The organism is Chryseobacterium rhizosphaerae (genome assembly GCF_003385455.1).
Lineage (GTDB): Bacteria > Bacteroidota > Bacteroidia > Flavobacteriales > Weeksellaceae > Chryseobacterium > Chryseobacterium rhizosphaerae.
Map to the genome: position 1 here is coordinate 25,198 of NZ_QNUF01000002.1, position 19,288 is coordinate 44,485.

18 protein-coding genes are annotated in these 19,288 nt (G+C 34.5%); 16 read left to right on the forward strand and 2 right to left on the reverse strand.

What is annotated here, in order from left to right; all coding sequences use genetic code 11:
• Positions 1-5: 5 nt before the first annotated feature.
• The 16 genes from rfbB to DRF57_RS01785 all read left to right on the forward strand — a co-directional run bounded on the left by rfbB (position 6) and on the right by DRF57_RS01785 (position 16,818).
• Complete coding sequence (rfbB, locus tag DRF57_RS01710; RefSeq protein ID WP_115916598.1) at positions 6-1,085, forward strand: dTDP-glucose 4,6-dehydratase; 1,080 nt, start codon at positions 6-8, stop codon at positions 1,083-1,085.
• 186 nt (positions 1,086-1,271) lie between these two features.
• Positions 1,272-2,135 (forward strand): glucose-1-phosphate thymidylyltransferase RfbA, encoded by an 864-nt coding sequence (rfbA, locus tag DRF57_RS01715; RefSeq protein WP_047484947.1) that lies wholly within the window; start codon positions 1,272-1,274, stop codon positions 2,133-2,135.
• 173 nt (positions 2,136-2,308) lie between these two features.
• Positions 2,309-3,157: an ABC transporter permease gene (locus DRF57_RS01720; protein WP_084086523.1), complete on the forward strand. Its 849-nt coding sequence runs from the start codon at positions 2,309-2,311 to the stop codon at positions 3,155-3,157.
• Between the two features lie 41 nt (positions 3,158-3,198).
• Positions 3,199-4,446 (forward strand): ABC transporter ATP-binding protein, encoded by a 1,248-nt coding sequence (locus DRF57_RS01725; protein WP_115916600.1) that lies wholly within the window; start codon positions 3,199-3,201, stop codon positions 4,444-4,446.
• A 4-nt stretch (positions 4,447-4,450) separates the two neighbouring features.
• The gene (locus tag DRF57_RS01730; protein ID WP_157969869.1) at positions 4,451-5,599 is read left to right on the forward strand and encodes a glycosyltransferase family 4 protein; all 1,149 of its coding nucleotides are present in this window, start codon (positions 4,451-4,453) and stop codon (positions 5,597-5,599) included.
• Positions 5,596-6,678 carry a DegT/DnrJ/EryC1/StrS family aminotransferase gene (locus DRF57_RS01735; RefSeq protein ID WP_084086520.1) on the forward strand — a complete coding sequence of 361 codons (1,083 nt, stop codon included), beginning with the start codon at positions 5,596-5,598 and terminating at the stop codon, positions 6,676-6,678. The genes DRF57_RS01730 and DRF57_RS01735 overlap by 4 nt, the downstream gene beginning before the upstream one ends.
• 3 nt (positions 6,679-6,681) lie before the next feature.
• Positions 6,682-7,314 (forward strand): acetyltransferase, encoded by a 633-nt coding sequence (locus DRF57_RS01740; protein ID WP_115916604.1) that lies wholly within the window; start codon positions 6,682-6,684, stop codon positions 7,312-7,314.
• A 34-nt stretch (positions 7,315-7,348) separates the two neighbouring features.
• On the forward strand, positions 7,349-8,248 hold the full coding sequence (locus DRF57_RS01745; RefSeq protein WP_157969870.1) for a glycosyltransferase family 2 protein: 900 nt from the start codon (positions 7,349-7,351) through the stop codon (positions 8,246-8,248).
• A gap of 7 nt (positions 8,249-8,255) precedes the next feature.
• Positions 8,256-9,116 (forward strand): glycosyltransferase family 2 protein, encoded by an 861-nt coding sequence (locus DRF57_RS01750; protein WP_084086517.1) that lies wholly within the window; start codon positions 8,256-8,258, stop codon positions 9,114-9,116.
• Positions 9,113-10,036 (forward strand): glycosyltransferase, encoded by a 924-nt coding sequence (locus tag DRF57_RS01755; protein WP_115916608.1) that lies wholly within the window; start codon positions 9,113-9,115, stop codon positions 10,034-10,036. Before DRF57_RS01750 ends, DRF57_RS01755 begins: the two co-directional genes overlap by 4 nt.
• A 67-nt stretch (positions 10,037-10,103) precedes the next feature.
• Positions 10,104-10,772: an NAD-dependent epimerase/dehydratase family protein gene (locus tag DRF57_RS01760; RefSeq protein WP_115916832.1), complete on the forward strand. Its 669-nt coding sequence runs from the start codon at positions 10,104-10,106 to the stop codon at positions 10,770-10,772.
• Position 10,773: 1 nt separating this feature from the next.
• Positions 10,774-11,697, forward strand: coding sequence for a glycosyltransferase family 2 protein (locus DRF57_RS01765; protein ID WP_115916610.1), 924 nt, complete (start codon positions 10,774-10,776; stop codon positions 11,695-11,697).
• Between the two features lie 47 nt (positions 11,698-11,744).
• The gene (gene asnB / locus DRF57_RS01770) at positions 11,745-13,541 is read left to right on the forward strand and encodes an asparagine synthase (glutamine-hydrolyzing) (protein ID WP_115916612.1); all 1,797 of its coding nucleotides are present in this window, start codon (positions 11,745-11,747) and stop codon (positions 13,539-13,541) included.
• Positions 13,541-14,476, forward strand: a complete 936-nt coding sequence (locus tag DRF57_RS01775) for a glycosyltransferase family 2 protein (RefSeq protein WP_115916614.1) — start codon at positions 13,541-13,543, stop codon at positions 14,474-14,476. Before asnB ends, DRF57_RS01775 begins: the two co-directional genes overlap by 1 nt.
• Positions 14,477-14,800: 324 nt before the next feature.
• Positions 14,801-15,742, forward strand: coding sequence for a glycosyltransferase family 2 protein (locus DRF57_RS01780; protein WP_115916616.1), 942 nt, complete (start codon positions 14,801-14,803; stop codon positions 15,740-15,742).
• A gap of 134 nt (positions 15,743-15,876) precedes the next feature.
• A complete protein-coding gene (locus DRF57_RS01785; RefSeq protein WP_084086511.1) occupies positions 15,877-16,818 on the forward strand; it encodes a glycosyltransferase family 2 protein in 942 nt (313 codons plus the stop codon).
• Here the strand turns inward: DRF57_RS01785 and DRF57_RS01790 are convergent.
• Complete coding sequence (locus DRF57_RS01790) at positions 16,815-17,732, reverse strand: hypothetical protein (protein WP_228450407.1); 918 nt, start codon at positions 17,730-17,732, stop codon at positions 16,815-16,817. The genes DRF57_RS01785 and DRF57_RS01790 overlap by 4 nt on opposite strands.
• A 1-nt stretch (position 17,733) precedes the next feature.
• Positions 17,734-19,167: an MBOAT family O-acyltransferase gene (locus tag DRF57_RS01795; protein ID WP_115916618.1), complete on the reverse strand. Its 1,434-nt coding sequence runs from the start codon at positions 19,165-19,167 to the stop codon at positions 17,734-17,736.
• Between the last annotated feature and the right edge of the window lie 121 nt (positions 19,168-19,288).

Sequence of the window (19,288 nt, forward strand, 5' to 3'; positions counted from 1 at the left end):
ACAAAATGAAAAATATAATTATTACTGGAGGCGCCGGATTTATCGGTTCACATGTTGTAAGAGAATTTGTAAAGAACAACCCGGATAGCATGATCATCAATCTTGATGCTCTTACTTACGCTGGAAATTTAGAAAACTTAAAGGATATTGAAAACGAACCTAATTATATTTTCGAAAAAGCTGACATTACAGAACCTGAAGAGTTAAGAAGGGTTTTTGAAAAATACGATCCTGATGCGGTGGTACATTTAGCAGCAGAAAGTCATGTAGACAGAAGTATTACAGACCCGATGGCTTTCATTAACACGAATGTAAACGGAACAGCCAACCTTCTTAATCTTTGTAAGGAATTCTGGACTTTAAACCCGGATCATACCCATGGAAGATTTCCGGATGAAAAAAGAAAAAACTTATTCTATCATGTATCTACCGATGAAGTATACGGTAGCTTGGGAGAAACAGGATTCTTTTTAGAAACCACATCTTACGACCCACAATCTCCCTATTCTGCATCAAAAGCAGCGTCTGACCATCTGGTAAGAGCTTATGGTAACACATATGGAATGCCTTTTATCGTGTCGAACTGCTCTAATAACTATGGTCCCAATCACTTTCCTGAAAAGCTGATTCCTTTATGCATTTCAAACATCATTAATGAAAGACCTTTACCTATATATGGTGATGGAAAGTATACAAGAGACTGGCTCTTTGTAATTGATCATGCCAGGGCTATTCAGCAGGTATTCAATGAGGCAAAAACAGGAGAAACCTATAATATCGGAGGATTCAATGAGTGGCAGAATATTGATCTGGTAAAAGAACTTATCAAACAAATGGACGCTAAATTAGGAAAGCCTGAAGGTCATTCTGAAAAACTGATCACTTTTGTAAAAGACAGACCTGGTCATGACAAACGTTATGCTATTGATGCTACCAAACTTAATAAAGATTTGGGATGGAAACCTTCAGTAACATTTGAAGAAGGTCTGGGAAAAACGATAGACTGGTATCTTGAGAATAAAGAATGGCTTGAAAATATAACCAGCGGAGATTACCAAAAATATTACGAAAAACAATATAACTAGTATCCATACACCAAAGGAACTACGTATGAAATATAATCAGACCACTCTTCTATATATTCTATTAAGAAGATCTAAAAGAGTCTGATTCTATTTTATAAAAAGCATAGAAAAACAGGTTGAAAATCCCTGAACTGGTGATTTAAAATCATACAGACTATGCAGTAGAGAACATAAAAAAATAAAAAGATGAAAGGAATCATATTAGCCGGAGGATCCGGAACAAGACTATACCCTTTAACCATTGCGGTAAGCAAGCAGCTAATGCCTGTTTACGATAAACCCATGATCTACTACCCTCTTTCCACGCTTCTTTTAGCAGGAATTAAGGATATATTGATCATTACTACTCCTCACGATCAACCTGGATTTATCAAGCTTTTAGGTGATGGGTCCCAGATAGGATGTAATATAGAATATGTTGTACAGCCAAGTCCGGACGGGCTGGCACAAGCTTTTATTCTCGGTGAGCAGTTTATCGGCAACGATCCCGCAGCATTGGTTCTGGGTGATAATATTTTCTACGGTTCTGAGATGGGAACTTTATTAAAAAACAAAACCAACCCTGAAGGAGGTGTTGTTTTCGCATACCATGTAGCAGACCCGGAAAGATATGGTGTTGTAGAGTTTGATGATGACTTTAAAGCAATATCTATTGAAGAAAAGCCTTTACAGCCGAAGTCAAACTATGCCGTTCCCGGTTTATATTTTTATGACAACAGTGTGGTAGACATTGCTAAAAACATTCAGCCATCTGCAAGAGGTGAGCTGGAGATCACAGATCTAAACAATGTTTATCTAAGCCAGGGAAACCTTGAAGTAGGTGTACTGGACAGAGGTACTGCATGGTTGGATACAGGAACTTTTGATTCCCTTCATGATGCTTCAGAATTTGTAAGTGTTATCGAAAAAAGACAAGGCTTCAAGATAGGATGTATTGAAGAAATTGCTTTCAGAAATAAATTCATCAATGAAGAAAAGCTACTGGAAACAGCGGCTAAATATGGCAAAAGCGGCTATGGTGAGTACCTGAAACAGCTTATCCGTAAATAATAAAACAATTTGTAAATCCCACACACTATTGGCTTTATGGCCAATAGTTTTTGTTTATAACAACAAATATCAATATATTAGTTGTTGATTTTCGTTTTTATGTGAACAATTATTCATAAAACGAAGAAATACGGTAAGAATTAATTATTATAAATTTGTAAAAACTTACACAGATGAATGAACCACAGCAAAAGTGGACAGAAACAATTGAAACCAATCACTCTTTATTTGATATCCAGCTTAAAGAAGTATGGAGGTATAAGGATCTGATTTATATGTTTGTCAAAAGAGATTTTATATCAAGCTTCAAACAGACTATTTTAGGACCGATCTGGTTTTTTATTAATCCTATTTTAACCACAATCGTATATCTGGTTGTTTTTGGTGCTATTGCCAAACTACCTACAGATGGCGCTCCACCAATTTTATTCTATCTCGCAGGTGTTACTCTCTGGAATTATTTTTCAGCATCATTACTGGCTACCTCAAGTACATTTTTAGGAAATTCGGCAATTTTTGGAAAGGTATATTTCCCTAGATTGGTCACTCCCTTATCAATTATTATTTCAAACTTCATGCGTTTTTCGGTACAGTTTTTACTGTTTCTTCTCGTATGGGGGTATTATCTAAGCCAGGGAAAGGTACATCCTAACATATGGATTCTGGCAACCCCTTTTCTTATTGTGTTGATGGCTTTTTTTGCACTGGGTGTCGGAATGATATTTTCAGCACTTACGACGAAATATAAGGATCTCAGTATGCTTCTAGGATTTGGAATTAGCTTATATATGTATGCTACTCCTGTTATTTATCCTACCTCAGCTTTACAGGGGATCTTTAAAAAATTAGCTTTCTATAATCCTCTTACAGGCATATTCGAATGTTTTAAATACGCATGGCTGGGGGTAGGTAACTTTTCACCATTAATGCTGGGTTTCAGCACAATAATTATCATCATTCTTTTACTGATTGGAGTAGTTGTTTTCAATAAAGTTGAAAAAACTTTCATGGACACAGTATAAAATGACAATTAACAATTTATTAATCAAAAATCAATTAATATATGCTGGCTTTAAAAGCAGAAAATATATCAAAACAATATCGCTTGGGGCAGGTAGGAACTGGTACATTATCTCACGACCTTAATAGATTTTGGCACAAAGTAAGAGGGAAAGAAGATCCTTATCTGAAAATTGGTGAAGCTAATGATAGAACTACAAAAGGGGAATCTGAATATGTATGGTCTCTTCGTGATATTAATTTTGAAATTGAACAGGGAGATGCTGTAGGAATCATTGGAAGAAACGGAGCTGGAAAATCAACTCTCTTAAAACTTTTAAGTAAAGTAACCAAACCTACCACCGGTAAAATATATACCAATGGGAGGATCGCCTCTCTTCTAGAGGTAGGTACGGGATTTCATCCTGAAATGACAGGACGTGAAAACGTATTTTTAAATGGTGCCATTTTAGGAATGACCCGAAAGGAAATTAAAAGCAAATTTGATGAAATTGTAGACTTTTCCGGGGTAGAACGATATATTGACACTCCTGTAAAAAGATATTCCTCAGGAATGTATGTCCGTCTCGCTTTTGCAGTAGCAGCCCACTTGGAATCTGAAATTTTAATTGTAGATGAAGTTTTAGCTGTAGGAGATGCTGATTTCCAAAAGAAATGTCTTGGAAAAATGGGAGATGTTACGAAAGGAGAAGGAAGAACTGTTTTATTTGTAAGCCACAACATTCTTGCTGTAAAAAAACTTTGTAATAAAGGAATCATTTTAGAAAACGGACAGTTGGCATTTGATGGAAATATTGACAAGGCCATTAAGGTTTATAATAGTGAATCTTTAAACAGGGATACATTTATGAAATGGGAAGAAAATGATGCTCCGGGAAATAGCTTAGCTAAAATCCTATCCATTAAAGCCTTCTGTGGATCCAATGAATTTAATATTAATGAAGATATCACTCTGGAGTTTGATTTTATCAATTTTGTTCCAGGTCAAAAACTGAATATTTCATTTTCTGTTTTCACCGAAGATGAAATCTATGTCCTATCATCTCCAAACATTTACAGACCGGAATACAGTGCTGGAAAACATACTTCTTACTGTACAATTCCCAAAGATTTACTTAATTCCGGGGTATACTACATCAGTGTATTACTTGTTGGAGAAAATTTTACGATTATCACTGAATTAGACAAAATAATCAGATTGGAATTAAAAGATGTATTGGAAGGCAGAAGCGATTATATGGGACGATGGAATGGCGTTGTACGACCAAAACTAGAATGGAAAAATGATTGATCGCGTGAAAAATTTTTTCCGGTCTAAAGAAAAAGTAGATCTTCTTCTTTATGATTCTATATTTCCAAATCCACTTTCAGGATTTAGAATGGCTGAATTTTTGGCTCTTCTCAGTCATTATCAACATTCTAAAATTATTGTTAATCCCACCGATTACGAAGTAGTAGGCCAACCGGATTCTCAGCATTTACTAGACTTAAAAGCGTTAGAAAAAAATTCAGAATTAGTATATCACAAGACCCGATTGGGTTCTGTAGCAGATATATTACATTATGATGCAAAACTTTTCTATTGTGTTTTTCTGAATGTCATATATGATTGTTTGCCATACCTGGAAAAAAATAAAACGGATTTTATTTTCACACTATACCCTGGCGGTGGCTTTAATACCAAAGATGAGTCTTCATTACAAAAATTAAAGAAGGTATTAACCTCTCCTTTTTTTAAAGGAGTGATTGTAACGCAGGAATTCACACGAAATTTCATCATTGAAAAATTGGACTGTCCACAAAATAAAATTCATTACATTTTTGGAGGAATTATACCCCAAAATTCAATCGATATAAAAAGAGAACGGGTTTATAAAAAAGAAGATTCACTGAATATTTGTTTTTGTTCAGCAAAATATATGGCTCAGGGACTTGATAAAGGGTATGACATATTTATTGATGTAGCCAAGATGTTGCTTAAGAATAATTACAATGTGAAATTTAGTGTTATCGGAGGATTTGATCAGGATGAAATACCTCTTGGTGAATATTCTAAAAATTTTATCTTTTACGGCTATAAGAAATATGATGAGCTATCTGAAATCTTTTTAGAACAAGATATAATTATTTCTCCCAACAGACCATTTGTTTTAAATGATGGATCTTTCGATGGCTTTCCTCTGGGAGCGGTTGTTGAAGCAGCCTTAAATGGAGTCATTCCGATTCTAACCGATGAGCTTCAGCAAAATTCCCATTTTACAGATAATGAGATGATTATTATTAAACCTGAAGCAGAAGCAATTTTCCATTCTATTGAAGGTTTGATTAAAAATGAGAAAATTGTACATTTAATGTCAAATAATATTCAGTCGAAAAGTAAGAAAATATATTCTCATGAAAATCAACTCAATCAAAGATTAAAAATTTTAGACATTTATATATGATTAGTGTAACCCAACCTTTTCTTCCTCCACAAGAAGAATATGAAAAATATTTAGATGGCATCTGGAAGCGTAACTGGCTCACTAATATGGGCCCTTTAGCCAGCCAGTTAGAAATGCAGCTTAAAGATCATCTTAAGCTCAACCATTTGCTTTTTGTAACCAATGGGACAGTAGCTTTACAAATGGCTCTTAAAGCATTAGAAATTACAGGAGAAGTTATTACAACTCCATTTTCCTTCATAGCAACCACAAGCACTATTGTATGGGAAGGCTGTACTCCTGTTTTTACAGATATAGATCCTAATTCTTTATGCATAGACCCTTCAAAAATTGAAGATGCAATTACAGAAAAAACAACGGCAATTCTTGCTACCCATGTTTATGGCAACCCCTGTGATGTGGAAGCTATAGAGATTATTGCAAAAAAACATAAGTTAAAAGTGATATATGATGCAGCTCATGCTTTTGATGTAAAAATAAATGGCAGATCTATTTTTGAATATGGTGACATTTCAACATGTTCATTGCATGCAACCAAGCTTTACCATTCTATTGAAGGAGGTTTGATAATTACTCAAAATGCTGATTTACTTAAAAAACTTGCCTCTATCAGAAACTTTGGTATTTCAGGATATGACTCTTTTTCAGAATTAGGAATCAATGGCAAAAACTCTGAATTTCATGCTGCGATGGGATTAGCCAATCTGAAATATATTTCTGATATACACGAAAAAAGAAAAGCATTAACAAGACTTTATGATGAAAAACTGAAGGGATTGAAGGCTTTCAGACCGCGCTGGCATCAAAAAGCTAATGAAAATTTCGCTTATTATCCCATTATTTTAGAAAGTGAGGACTTGTTGTTAAAATTAAAAGCGGAACTGGATAAAAATGAAATCTTTACCAGAAGATATTTCTATCCTAGCTTAGCTTCAGCACTACCTTATCTTTCCAAACTAGAACTTCCTATAACCGAAGACATTTCAAAAAGATCTCTTTGTTTACCTTTATATTATGATCTGACGTTTGAAGAAGTAGATTTAATTTCAAGATTAATTTTAAGAATACAAAATAATTAATTTATGCTAATAATAGGAGCTAAAGGTTTTGCAAAAGAAGTATTAGAAGTTTGTCATCAAAATTCAGAGCTGGACAACCTTGCATTTTATGATGATGTCAATGATGATGTTACCGGTAAGCTTTATGATAAATTTCCAATATTAAAATCAATAGAAGAAGCTGTAGAATATTTTAAGTATACTGATAACAGATTTACTATTGGCATCGGAAATCCTGTTCTTAGGGAAAAGCTTTATAATAAATTTACAGAAATAGGAGGTATTTTTACTTCCACGATAGCAACAACAAGTATTATAGGACATTATGAAAATGTTATTGGTGAAGGATGCAACATTATGCAAAGCACAGTCATTACTAATGATGTTAAAGTTGGCAAAGGAGTAATTATTAATCAAATATCTTCTATAGGACATGATGTTTCTATAGGTGATTTTGTTGAAATTTGTCCCAATGTCTCAATATCCGGAAACTGTTTTATAGGAGATAAAACATTTATTGGAACCAACGCTGTTGTTCTTCCGAAAGTTAGTATTGGAACCAACGTAATTATAGGCGCAGGTTCTGTAGTAACTAAAGATATTCCAGACCATTGTACAGCAGTAGGGATACCTGCCAGAATACTTACTAAAAATTAATATAATGTCAGATCATCCTTTGGTAAGTGTTATTATGATTACTTATGGTCATGAGAAATTTATTGAACAAGCTATAAGCAGTATTATACAACAAAACTATGATGGAAACATAGAAATTATCATAGCTAATGATCACTCACCCGATAATACTGACGAAGTAATAGTGTCTTTTTTAGAAAAAGCCAAGATTCCTGAGAATTTTATTGTAAAATATACCCGACATGAAAAAAACAAGGGAATTATGCAAAATTTTTCATGGGCACTTACTGAATGTCGGGGCAAATACAATGCAATTTGTGATGGTGATGATTACTGGATTGATCCATTAAAGATTCAGAAACAGGTAGATTTTTTAGAAAAAAATCCAGATTATTCCATTCATAGCGGTCTAGCACAATTATTAGACAATGGAAATCTGACTACTTTTATTGGAAATCCACTTCGTAAAAAAACATATGAAATAAAAGATTTTTTTTCGAAAAACAATTTGATTTCCTGCACATGTATGTTTAGAAAAAACAAAATAGACTTTCACTATCTTGAAAATATTTATTTTGGAGATTGGATGGTTTATATAAATACCTTAAACTCATTCCCAAATTCTAAAGCATATGTTTCGGACGAATGTTATTCTGTTTATAGGGTTAATGATATGGGAACAATGGCACAAATAACCGGAATAGGAAATGATGAAAAACACTTTTCACAAATTTTAAGAATACAGCAACTATTTAAAACACGATATACCCCTGAAGATGTTAAATTGATTAACAGATATACATTGAATTTATACGTGTATTATCTGCTACATCACCAGTTTAAAAAAATGCTCACTACAGTTTTGAAAAACTTCAAACTTGTCCGTTTTAACTTTCCAATACGTAAATATCTTTCTTATTTCCGCTATAGAAAACACTTATCAACTCCTAATTAAGTCATTTATGTCCCCATTAATTTCTGTCATCGTTCCATGTTACAATCAGGCTATCTATTTAGATGAGTGTCTACAATCTGTATGGGATCAAACCTATACCAATTGGCAATGTATTATTGTCAATGATGGCTCTACTGACCATACAGAAAAAACAGCAAAAAAATGGATCGAAAAAGACAGCAGATTCATATATGTGTACAAAAAAAACGGAGGCTTATCTTCTGCAAGAAATGCAGGATTGGAAAAGGCTTCAGGAGATTACATTCAGTTTTTAGATTCTGATGATACTATCCATTCGGAAAAGTTTACAAAAAGCCTTTCCTCTGGAACAGAATATTCATTAATGGTAAGCCAGTTTACTATTTACAAAAACCAAACACACTATCCCGGTTACAATCGTGTTAAACAGGACTTTTTAACATTTGAGGGTATTGTATTCGGATGGGATTTAAAATTTAGCATCCCTATTCATTGTTCCTTAATCTCAAAAAACTTACTTGATGGATTTCTTTTTGACACATCTTTAACAAGCTGTGAAGACTGGCTAATGTGGATTTATGTTATGAAGGACCATCCAAAAGTACTTCTCCTAGAAGAACCTCTAGCCCATTACCGTAAAGAAGACAGCAATAACAGTATGTCCTCTGACCTTCATAAAATTCTTCATCAAAGAATAAAAATTCTTCCGATACTGAAGAAATTATATGGTGATGATCTTCATGACAGGTTGGCTTATCACATCATTGAAGTTCGCTCTTCACAATTTATACAGATGAGGAACGAATTTAATAAAGTAACCGGAGGTAAGGTCATTTCCGGCTATCTGGCTTTAAAAAAATATTATTATAAACTTTTTCAGAAAAAATGATTCTATCTGTAGCCCTCTGCACCTATAATGGTGAAACATATATCGCAGAACAGCTGGAAAGTATCCTCAACCAGGAAAAACCGGTATCTCAAGTTATCATCTGTGATGACGGTTCTACTGATGGAACATTGAAAATACTCTCTGAGTATACAGCACATTTTCCAGACATTATCAAGGTCTATCAAAACCCAGAGAACCTGGGTTATATAGGAAACTTTGAAAAAGCAATGAGTTTATGTACTGGAGATCTTGTATTTTTATGTGATCAGGACGACAGGTGGTATAAAAATAAAACTACAGTTATTACCGATAGATTTGAAAAAAATCCCAACATTAACATTATTTCTCATAATATTAAACTTTTTGGTAAAGCCATAGACAGTACAGAAGAGACAACCTATTGGGATATAGAATCAGTTAACCCTGAACAATTTAAACATCCTAGAGATATCATAAAAAGGATATTATACCAGGGAAATATATTTCCAGGAATGAGTATCGCTATTCGAAATACATTCCTAAAGGCTCATCTTCCGTTAAAAAAAATTAATCCGGTTATTATCCATGATTACGAGCTTATGCTCGTAGCCTCTAACAAAGATTCAGTATGGGTAGAAAAAAACATTTTAGGCCAATACAGAATCCATCCGAAACAAAATATTGGATACAAAACTTTTTCCCATTTTAAGAATGAAAAAGAAGCTCTATCCCGCGATTCCCTTTTTACAGTATTCAAGAGATTCTCCTTTGTAAAAGAAACAATCGCTGGACTTAATTTAGATCCATCACTGGAAAACGGATATAAAGCATATTGTCTTCAACAATATAAAAACTATCTTAAAAATCTCCCCCTTTTGGAACGCTGGATAACCAAAATGAAAATGAAATACTATTTTCATATATTTGATTATCTGAAATAACCTATTGGTAACCATAGATAGTAAAATTGTTCCCCAGCCCAACACAATTAATGAAAAGAAACAGCATATGATTATTGGCAACGGTATTATAGCAAATGCAATAAAATCTTATGATACAGCAGATATTGTCTTTTTTGCATCAGGAGTTTCAAACTCCCTGGAAACACGAACATCCGAGTTTGAGAGAGAACTTTCTCTTTTAAAAACAGTACATGAACAAAATAAAGAAAAAAAAATCATCTATTTTTCTACGTTGAGTATTCATGACCAATCCAAACAGGAAAGTCCCTATGTCATTCATAAAAGAAACATTGAAGATTATATAAAAAATAACACTGAAGATTATGTGATTTTGAGAATTGGTAATATAGTGGGTAAAGGAGGAAATCCCAATACGCTTTTTAATTTTCTTAAAACACAGATCACGAACGAAACTGAATTTGCAATCCATAGCAAAGCCAGAAGGCTGCTTTTAGATATAGAAGATATTTCCAGGTTCTTAGAATCACGATGTTTACAAGCGTCCAATAAAATTATCAATTTTTCATTTCCATACAATTTTGATTTAAAAGAAATTGTCATGGCTATTGAAAAAGAGACCCGTCAAAAAGCTCGTTATTCAGAAGTAGATGAAGGGGATTTCTACAAAGTAGATTTTGAAGAGGAAATAATGACATTCTTTTCGGGGATTAGTCCAGAAAATTATCTTGAAAAATTAACTCGAAAATATATTTAAAATGCCTGTTATTCATGTAATTATCGTCACATATAATGCCATGCGATGGGCAAAAAGATGTTTTTCAAGCTTAGAAAACTCTTCATTGCCAATACGATGTATCGTCGTAGACAATGGATCTACAGATGGTACACAGGACTATGTTAAAACCCATTTTCCAAAAGTAGACTTTATACAGTCTCCCAAAAATTTAGGATTTGGAAAAGCCAATAATCTAGGTATTGAAAAGGCATATAAAGAAGGTGCAGAATTCTTTTATCTGATGAACCAGGATGCATGGCTTTATCAAGACAGTATGGAAAAAATGCTAGATATTTATTATCATCATCCTAACAAAGACGAAATTGGGATTATCAGCCCTTTTCATATAGATGGCTCGGAAAAATATCTGGATATTTTTTTAGATCAGTATATCGCTAAGAACTATGAAAAAACCAGACTGATTTCTGATCTTTATTTTCAGACATTGAAACCTTTTTATGAAATCCAATTTGTGAATGCCGCCCACTGGCTGTTACCCAGAAAAACAATAGAGACCGTAGGTGGTTTTAATCCTTACTTTTTCCATTATGGAGAAGATAATGAGTATGTGAACCGCATTCATTTTCACCAGCAGAAAGTATTGATTGTTCCCGGAAGTAAAGTGGTACATGACGGTGTTCAATCACTTAACAAAATAGATCGTACAAAGTATGAAGATGTCCGTATTGAAGTCAATATTATGAATCCAAATCTGCCCAATGCTCTTGAACTTGAAAAAAGAGCCCTTAAACAAAGCATGCTTAAAAATATCATGACTGGCAATATCAGTAAGTATAAACAGCTTTCAAAGAAGTATAAAAAAATTTCCAGAGACGGGGAAACATTAACGGAATTACGGAATCAACTGACCCAGAAAGGTAGTACTTTTCTTAATCTGTCGTAAATTAGCCAATACAAAAAATGAAAATTAATGATGAAAAATAAAAGCCTATGTGTGGAATAGCAGGAATTATAAGCACTAATGCCAGAAATTATCAGGAAGAAATCAAAAAAATGACAGATTCTCTGATACACCGGGGTCCCGATTCTTCGCATTATGAACTTTATGATAATGCAGTCTTAGGCCATCGCAGGCTCTCCATTATAGATTTATCTGAAAATGGAAAACAACCTATGTTTTCTAATACCAAAGATGAATGTATTGTTCTCAATGGAGAAATTTACGGATATCAGGATATTAAAAAGGAATATACCGAATATCCTTATCATGGAGAATCTGATACAGAAGTTATTCTTGCCATGTATCAGAGGAAGCAGGAAAACCTGATCCATGAACTTCCGGGAATGTTCGCGTTTGCCATTTGGGATAATCAGAAAAAACAATTATTCTGTGCCAGAGACCGCTTTGGAGAAAAACCTTTTTATTACGCGATTGGAAACAATAACGAATTTATTTTCGCTTCGGAGATAAAGGCAATTCTTGCCTCTGGTCTTATTCAACCTAAGGTAAGCCCTGACGCCCTCTCCCACTATCTTCAGTATGGATATGTAAGTACCTACCAAAGTATTTACAGTAATATATATACTCTACCTCCTGCCCATCAGCTGATCTGGAAAGAAGGGAAAATTAGTGTATCCCGTTATTACAGTTTACCGGCAAAAGACAGAACGATTAGTCTTTCTGATGCTAAAGAAGAATTTTTGTATCTCCTCAAAAATGCAGTAAAAAAACAGCTTATTGCAGACGTAGAAGTAGGAAGTTTTCTAAGCGGCGGATTGGACTCTTCCTCCATTGTAGCATTGGTAGATGAATTTCTACCTCAGCAGACTACCATCAGTTTTGGATATGACCATAAAGATAACGAGCTGAAATATGCTAAAGAAATTGCAGATAAATATAAAACCAACCACATAGAAGTCCATGAGAAAAAAGAGGATCTTGTCACTTCTCTATTAAAGATCACTCCTTTTTTTGATGACCCCTTTGCAGATGCTTCCTTTATCCCACATTATGAGATCTGTAAAGCAGCTAAGAAGAACCTTACTGTAGTCTTATCCGGAGATGTAGGAGATGAGCTTTTTGGCGGTTATCATTTTTATACCGTTGAAAACAAAATGAAGCAGCATTTCAGTTATAAAAATATAATGGCTCAATTTGGATTAAAATTATATCAAAAGCTGAGAACCACTTCTTTCATTACTCAAAAGAACATACAATATAACTCTATCCTTGATTTCCATTTGAATGCTGTAAGAAACGACTTTAATAAAGGAGAGCGTGGGCACCTCGGTATTTCTTCAGACTATCTGCAGCCTTACAGTTTCGCACCGGATACAGACTCGCTCAATGATATTATGAGAACAGATCTTGAAAACTATGTTCCCGCCAATATGATGGTAAAATCTGACAGGATGGCTATGGCTAATTCATTGGAAGTAAGAACCCCGTTTCTTGATCTGGATTTTGCCGAATTTTGTATACAGCTACCCGATCAGTTGAAATTAAGCAATACCAATGACAAGATTATTCTTCGGGAAGCTATGGGATCATATTGGACTGAAACCATCAGAAAACGTCATAAACAAGGATTCGGATTAGGGGTAAAGAATTGGTTTGCCGAAGAAAATCTCATGAACTTCTCCAATGACATGCTAAAAAACCCTAATCATAAAGTATTTAATTTTATTGATTTTAAAGCAACTCAAAGCTATCTGAATAAAGATGAGAAACACTGGAATCTTTTGCAACTTGCCCTTTGGGCAGATAATAACCAATCTGTACTATAATGCTTGATATTTCTGTAATCATCCCTGTATATAATGCTGCTGAATTTTTAGAAAAATCAGTCATCTCTGCATTACAATTTGAAGAAGTTAAAGAAGTTATTTTGGTTGAAGATAAATCAACCGATGATTCTCTGGAGATCTGTAAACGAATAACGAAAGAACATTCAAGGGTTAAACTTTTTCAGCATCCTGACCAAGAAAATCATGGAGCTGCAGCTTCAAGAAATCTGGGAATTGAAAAAGCCGTAGGAAGCTTTATCACATTCTTAGATGCAGATGATTATTATCTTCCAAATAGGTTCGATGCCGAGAAGACGATCTTTAATGATTCAAAAATAGACGGAGTTTTCAACGCCGTAGGCATTGAATATCTTACAGAAAAGGGAAAACAGGAATTCCAGTCTAAATTCAGTGACAATACACTTACTACCGTCAATTATCCTGCCGAGGGAAAAGAAGTATTCAGAGGACTTTTAGGTTTTACACCGAAAACTTTCGGTACATTCTTCCACCTGAATGCATTAACAATAAAAAAGGCTGCCCTTGAGAAACATTCTTTAAAGTTCAATAAAGTTCTGCGTGTCCACCAGGATTCCGATTTCATCATTAAGCTGGCTTACCACTGTTATTTAAAGTCCGGTATTATAGATCAGGCTGTAGCGATGAGAGGCATACATGATGACAACAGAATTACAAAGATTATAAGGTATTCCCCACAATACAATCAAAGGCAGTATCTTTTCTGGAACTCTTTGTACGAATGGTCTAAGCCATTGCCGTTAGAACCGGATTATGCCCAGCATATCTATCTGCAGAAAAAAGCATTTGAGCTTTCTTCAAAAAAAGGATTTTCAAAAATGACGAGCTTATTGGCCGCTGTTCTTAAAAACCCCAATATATTGCGGACAAAATACAGATTCACCTATTCTCATTGATAGATCTCAATACTCTTCAAATAGTAATAAAATATTAATATTCTGTCTAAAAGGAGTAAGAGATTACTTAAAAATACAAAGCCTCTATTCATATATTTATAGAGGCTTTATGTTTAATATCCGATACATAAAAATTATTTTATTAACGAGATTCACCCTGCTCAGATAATAAGAAATTACATTTTAAGGTTTATTATATTCAAAAAAGCAAATATTTCATTATATCATAATACTAAGGATTGTAAAACTAGAATTAAAAGCTTAAATTTCGTACTTGAAATGGCAGTGTAAAAAAACACAATTAATCTATTATAAAAAGATGAAATGAAGATTTCAGTAGTTATTCCCGTCTATAACGCCGAAAATTATGTCCTTCAGGCAGTGGAATCTGCTCTTCAGTTTGATGAAGTTTATGAAGTAATTCTCGTTGAAGACCAGTCTCCGGACAATGCACTTCTTGTATGTCAGCAGATCGCTGAAAAATATGGTAGAGTACAGCTTTATCAGCATCCGGATAAAAAAAATCACGGAGCGGGCCCAAGTAGGAATTTGGGTATAGAAAAATCAACCGGAGATTTTATTGCATTTTTGGATGCTGATGATTATTTTCTCCCTAATAGATTCGATGCAGAAAAAGAGCTCTTTAAAAATCCAAAAGTAGATGGTGTATATGGAGCACTTGGTGTTCATTACTATTCTGAAAAAGCAAAAAAACAATACTACAGTTTATTCGGAGACAGGCTTACTACTGTTTATAAAAAATATGACACATACAATGTTTTCCTGGGACAGCTTCACATGCTTGGAAGTTTTGGGTTGTTCAGTATTGATACCTTAACAGTCCGCAGAGAGGCATTGGCAAAAAAAATGAATTCGTTATTCCAACCTCATCTGAGAATGCATGAAGACACCGAGTTTCTACTTCGGCTGTCTTATTACCTTAATCTATATCCCGGAATCATTGATCAGGCAGTAGCAATACGGGGCGTACACGAAAATAACAGAATAACGAAAATAAATTCACGGGTAATAAATCCTGCCATATCAAGAACATTGCTTTGGAAAGAGATCAAAACATGGTCAGAAAGTGAAAATGATATTTCTGAAGAGGTGAGACTTCATATTGACAGAATGTATCGCAGCTTCGAGATTGCAAAAGCCCCGGTATTCAAAAAATGGGGGATGATTATCAAATATCTGTTTACAGATTATAAAAGTATAAGATCCGGCCTTTATAATATTAACTTCAGACATTCACTGGTCTGATGGGTGATCCCGGGACGTTCATCTCATTTTACAGACCTATATCTCCACTTTTTTAATTATTTTTTAAGCTACAAGTCTTTATATTTGATTATCTTGCAACATACAAATGATCAAAAAAATTCAGCTAACAAAAAATGAAAATTTCTGTAATAATTCCTGTTTATAATGCCGAAAAATTTGTTTCTCAGGCAGTAGAATCAGCCCTTCAGTTTGATGAGGTACATGAAGTCATTCTGATTGAGGACAGATCTCCAGACAACGCACTGCAGGTATGCAAACAACTTATTGAAAAAAACGACAGAATAAAACTCTATCAACATCCTGATAAAGGAAATCATGGTGCCGGCCCTACCCGAAATCTGGGAATACAAAAAGCTACCGGAGATTTTATTGCTTTTCTGGATGCGGATGATTATTTCCTTCCCAACAGATTTGATGCCGAAAAAGAACTTTTTAAAGATCCAAAAGTAGAAGGTGTCTACGGAGCGCTTGGCGTCCATTATTATACTGAAAAAGCAAAAGAACAGTACTATCCTGTATTTGGGGATAAACTGACGACAGTACATAAGAAACATGGTCCAAAAGATGTTTTTCCAGGGCAGATTTATCTGTTAGGAAGCTTTGGACTGTTCAGTATTGATACCTTAACAATACGAAGAGATGCTCTGGTAAAAAAAATGAATATTTTATTTAAAGCCAGTTTGAGACTCCACCAGGATTCTGAATTTTTATTTCGCCTTTCCTATTATCTGGACCTGTATCCGGGTATTTTAGATAAAGCGATAGCCATGAGAGGAGTCCATGAAAACAACAGGATTACCCAGGTAGATTCAAAGAAGATCAACCCGGCTACCACCAGAGTTCTTTTATGGCAGGAAGTTGATAACTGGGCAAAAAATGAAGAGACAATACCTGACCATATCAAGCTTCATATTAACAGAATGTACAGAAGTTTCAGGATCGCAACAACTCCTGCACCTCAAAAATGGGGAGTGATTCTAAAGCATTTGATCTCTGACTATCCGAGTATACGTTCCGGTATTTATAATATTAATTTCAGAAAAAATTTATTTTAGCGTTTCCCTATTTTGATAGAGTCTGCCATTCTGGAAGTAAAAATTTTGCTTGAATTCCGGTACATATGGTTTCCGTCAGTATACATATACGTTTCGCTCTCCTCTGAAAAATCAAAAAATTTCACATTCTGTTTTCGTGAAATATCCTGTAATAGCTTGCTGAAATGGGGAAATTTTTCATTTTCAATCGCCATAATGCCTTTAGAAGCAGGAATCCGGACCAGATACACCGTTCCTTTAGTTCTTAAATAGTTAATTATCTCATCAAAAGCTCTGAGACGTTCCTGCGACAACTCGGCTTGTTGAGCCAATGCCTGATAGAACACTTCTTTTTTGGTAGTTCTGGCAGCCACAGAATCTTTATGCATATTCACATTAATTTCCATCCATCCGTCTTCATGAAGAAATGAATTGGATTTCCCGACTGCATCTACTCTTTCCGTGTATATTTTGAACCAGCTTCTTGTATAATGTTTTAGCAGGTATTCATAATTGGGTGATCTGTCATAGGTGTACACATCATTCAGCGGAGAATGCTCTTCCGGAAAATCTTTACTGTTCTTAATATTTTTATCCAATGATAAAGTCCATGGACTTACTGTCAGAATGAAAATTCCATTTTTGGTCTCAGGGTCCAACTTCCGTTTTAAAGCTTTAAAGTAGATCTGTCCATAGGGTGACTCAACAACATTGAGAGAGAAATTATCAAAATCCCCGGAAAGTTTCTTTTTTAAAACACTGGGTACAACGGCCTGTGATCCCCTGGAATCCCCCAAAATAATATTCTGGGGCTTTTTAACCGCAAAATGCATATAATTATCATCAGTATTTCCGTCAGCATAACTTCCAAGCACAGCAAATACTGCCACTACTGCCACAAAATAAGGTCCTATTTTTATTAAAAACTTCTTCATGCTAAAACTGAAAATAAATAAATTCATTATTCCCGAAATTGGCATAACGGAGAATGATATAAATAATAACCATATAAAAAATACGTCTCATCCATGGATTGAATCTTTTTATTTCTAATCCGTGAAACCTTTCTCTATTAACCCACTCTACCACAAGCATAAACCCAATCAGCGCCAGGATTTTCACAGGCAATGAATGGGGCAAAGCAAAAATTCCGGTACTGCAAATTCTCTTTATATAATCTAAAGCTTTGGTTACAGATTCTGCCCTGAAAAAAATCCAGGCAAAGCAAGCCGCTAAAAAAGTAATAAAGATTTGGAAACACTCTTTAAAGGAAGGTAATAGCTTTCCCTGTGCTGCTACTTCAATATTCTGACGGTTTTTATTCATTATCAGAAGAGGCATAAAATACAGGGCATTGAGCCCTCCCCAAATAATGAATGTCCAGTTGGCTCCATGCCAGAATCCCGAGACAAGGAAGATCACAAATGTATTTCTGATCTTCATAGAAAGTCCTCCTTTACTCCCTCCTAATGGAATATACAGATAATCCCTGAACCATGAAGAAAGTGAAATATGCCATCTTCTCCAGAATTCGGCAATGTCTCTTGAGAAATAAGGAAATGCAAAGTTTTTCAGAAGCTCTATTCCAAACAGCCTGGAAACCCCTAGCGCTATATCTGAATATCCGGAAAAATCACCATAGATCTGGAATGCAAACAATACAGCTCCTATTACTAAATTTCCAGGGCTTTCCGTCTGATAGTTTGTAAAGATCTCATTCACTAAGGGAGCACAATTATCTGCAATAACCATTTTTTTGAAGAACCCCCAAAGTATCTGACGCATGCCATCCACGGCCTGGTCATAATTAAATATCCTTGTTTTTTGTATTTGAGGTAATAGATGGGTAGCCCTTTCTATCGGACCCGCTACGAGAAGAGGAAAGTAGCTGACAAATACGGCATAATCTGTAAAATTACGTTCCGCTTTAATCCTTTTTTTATAAACATCTATCACGTAAGAAAGTCCATGGAATGTATAAAATGATATTCCAACCGGAAGGATAATTTTAAGAAGCCAGACATTCGCTTTGAAGCCTAATCCTCCAAGAAGTTCGGCAAAGCTCCCAACAAAAAAGTTATAATATTTAAAAAACCCCAGAAAGCCGAGATTGATAACAATACTTAATGTAAGCCAAAATGTAGCTTCCCTTTTATTTTTACTGTTTTCAATCTTAATACCTGAAAGATAATCCAAACCAATAGAAAACATTAGCAAAAAAAGAAATCTCCAATCCCAGCATGCATAAAAATAAAAACTCGCTAACAGCAACAACCTGTTTTGATGCTGAAATTTTTTATTGAAAACAAACCAATAAAGACAGAATACAATTGGTAAAAAGATAAGAAACCCTATTGAATTAAATAACATATTGCCTTTTTAGAAGTTATTGATATTTAAATACCTCCCATAAATCAATAAGCCATCTATATCGATGTTATTTTTTGGGGGAACATTTTTTATTTCGATCATTATGAGTGTTTTAAGTTAC

Excerpts from the sequence above, each read along its gene's own strand:
- rfbB (WP_115916598.1), top strand. The coding sequence starts at position 6 with ATGAAAAATATAATTATTACTGGAGGCGCCGGATTTATCGGTTCACAT.
- rfbA (WP_047484947.1), top strand. The coding sequence starts at position 1,272 with ATGAAAGGAATCATATTAGCCGGAGGATCCGGAACAAGACTATACCCT.
- DRF57_RS01720 (WP_084086523.1), top strand. The coding sequence starts at position 2,309 with ATGAATGAACCACAGCAAAAGTGGACAGAAACAATTGAAACCAATCAC.
- DRF57_RS01725 (WP_115916600.1), top strand. The coding sequence starts at position 3,199 with ATGCTGGCTTTAAAAGCAGAAAATATATCAAAACAATATCGCTTGGGG.
- DRF57_RS01735 (WP_084086520.1), top strand. The coding sequence starts at position 5,596 with ATGATTAGTGTAACCCAACCTTTTCTTCCTCCACAAGAAGAATATGAA.
- DRF57_RS01740 (WP_115916604.1), top strand. The coding sequence starts at position 6,682 with ATGCTAATAATAGGAGCTAAAGGTTTTGCAAAAGAAGTATTAGAAGTT.
- DRF57_RS01745 (WP_157969870.1), top strand. The coding sequence starts at position 7,349 with ATGATTACTTATGGTCATGAGAAATTTATTGAACAAGCTATAAGCAGT.
- DRF57_RS01750 (WP_084086517.1), top strand. The coding sequence starts at position 8,256 with ATGTCCCCATTAATTTCTGTCATCGTTCCATGTTACAATCAGGCTATC.
- DRF57_RS01755 (WP_115916608.1), top strand. The coding sequence starts at position 9,113 with ATGATTCTATCTGTAGCCCTCTGCACCTATAATGGTGAAACATATATC.
- DRF57_RS01760 (WP_115916832.1), top strand. The coding sequence starts at position 10,104 with ATGATTATTGGCAACGGTATTATAGCAAATGCAATAAAATCTTATGAT.
- DRF57_RS01765 (WP_115916610.1), top strand. The coding sequence starts at position 10,774 with ATGCCTGTTATTCATGTAATTATCGTCACATATAATGCCATGCGATGG.
- asnB (WP_115916612.1), top strand. The coding sequence starts at position 11,745 with ATGTGTGGAATAGCAGGAATTATAAGCACTAATGCCAGAAATTATCAG.
- DRF57_RS01775 (WP_115916614.1), top strand. The coding sequence starts at position 13,541 with ATGCTTGATATTTCTGTAATCATCCCTGTATATAATGCTGCTGAATTT.
- DRF57_RS01780 (WP_115916616.1), top strand. The coding sequence starts at position 14,801 with ATGAAGATTTCAGTAGTTATTCCCGTCTATAACGCCGAAAATTATGTC.
- DRF57_RS01785 (WP_084086511.1), top strand. The coding sequence starts at position 15,877 with ATGAAAATTTCTGTAATAATTCCTGTTTATAATGCCGAAAAATTTGTT.
- DRF57_RS01790 (WP_228450407.1), bottom strand. The coding sequence starts at position 17,732 with ATGAAGAAGTTTTTAATAAAAATAGGACCTTATTTTGTGGCAGTAGTG.
- DRF57_RS01795 (WP_115916618.1), bottom strand. The coding sequence starts at position 19,167 with ATGTTATTTAATTCAATAGGGTTTCTTATCTTTTTACCAATTGTATTC.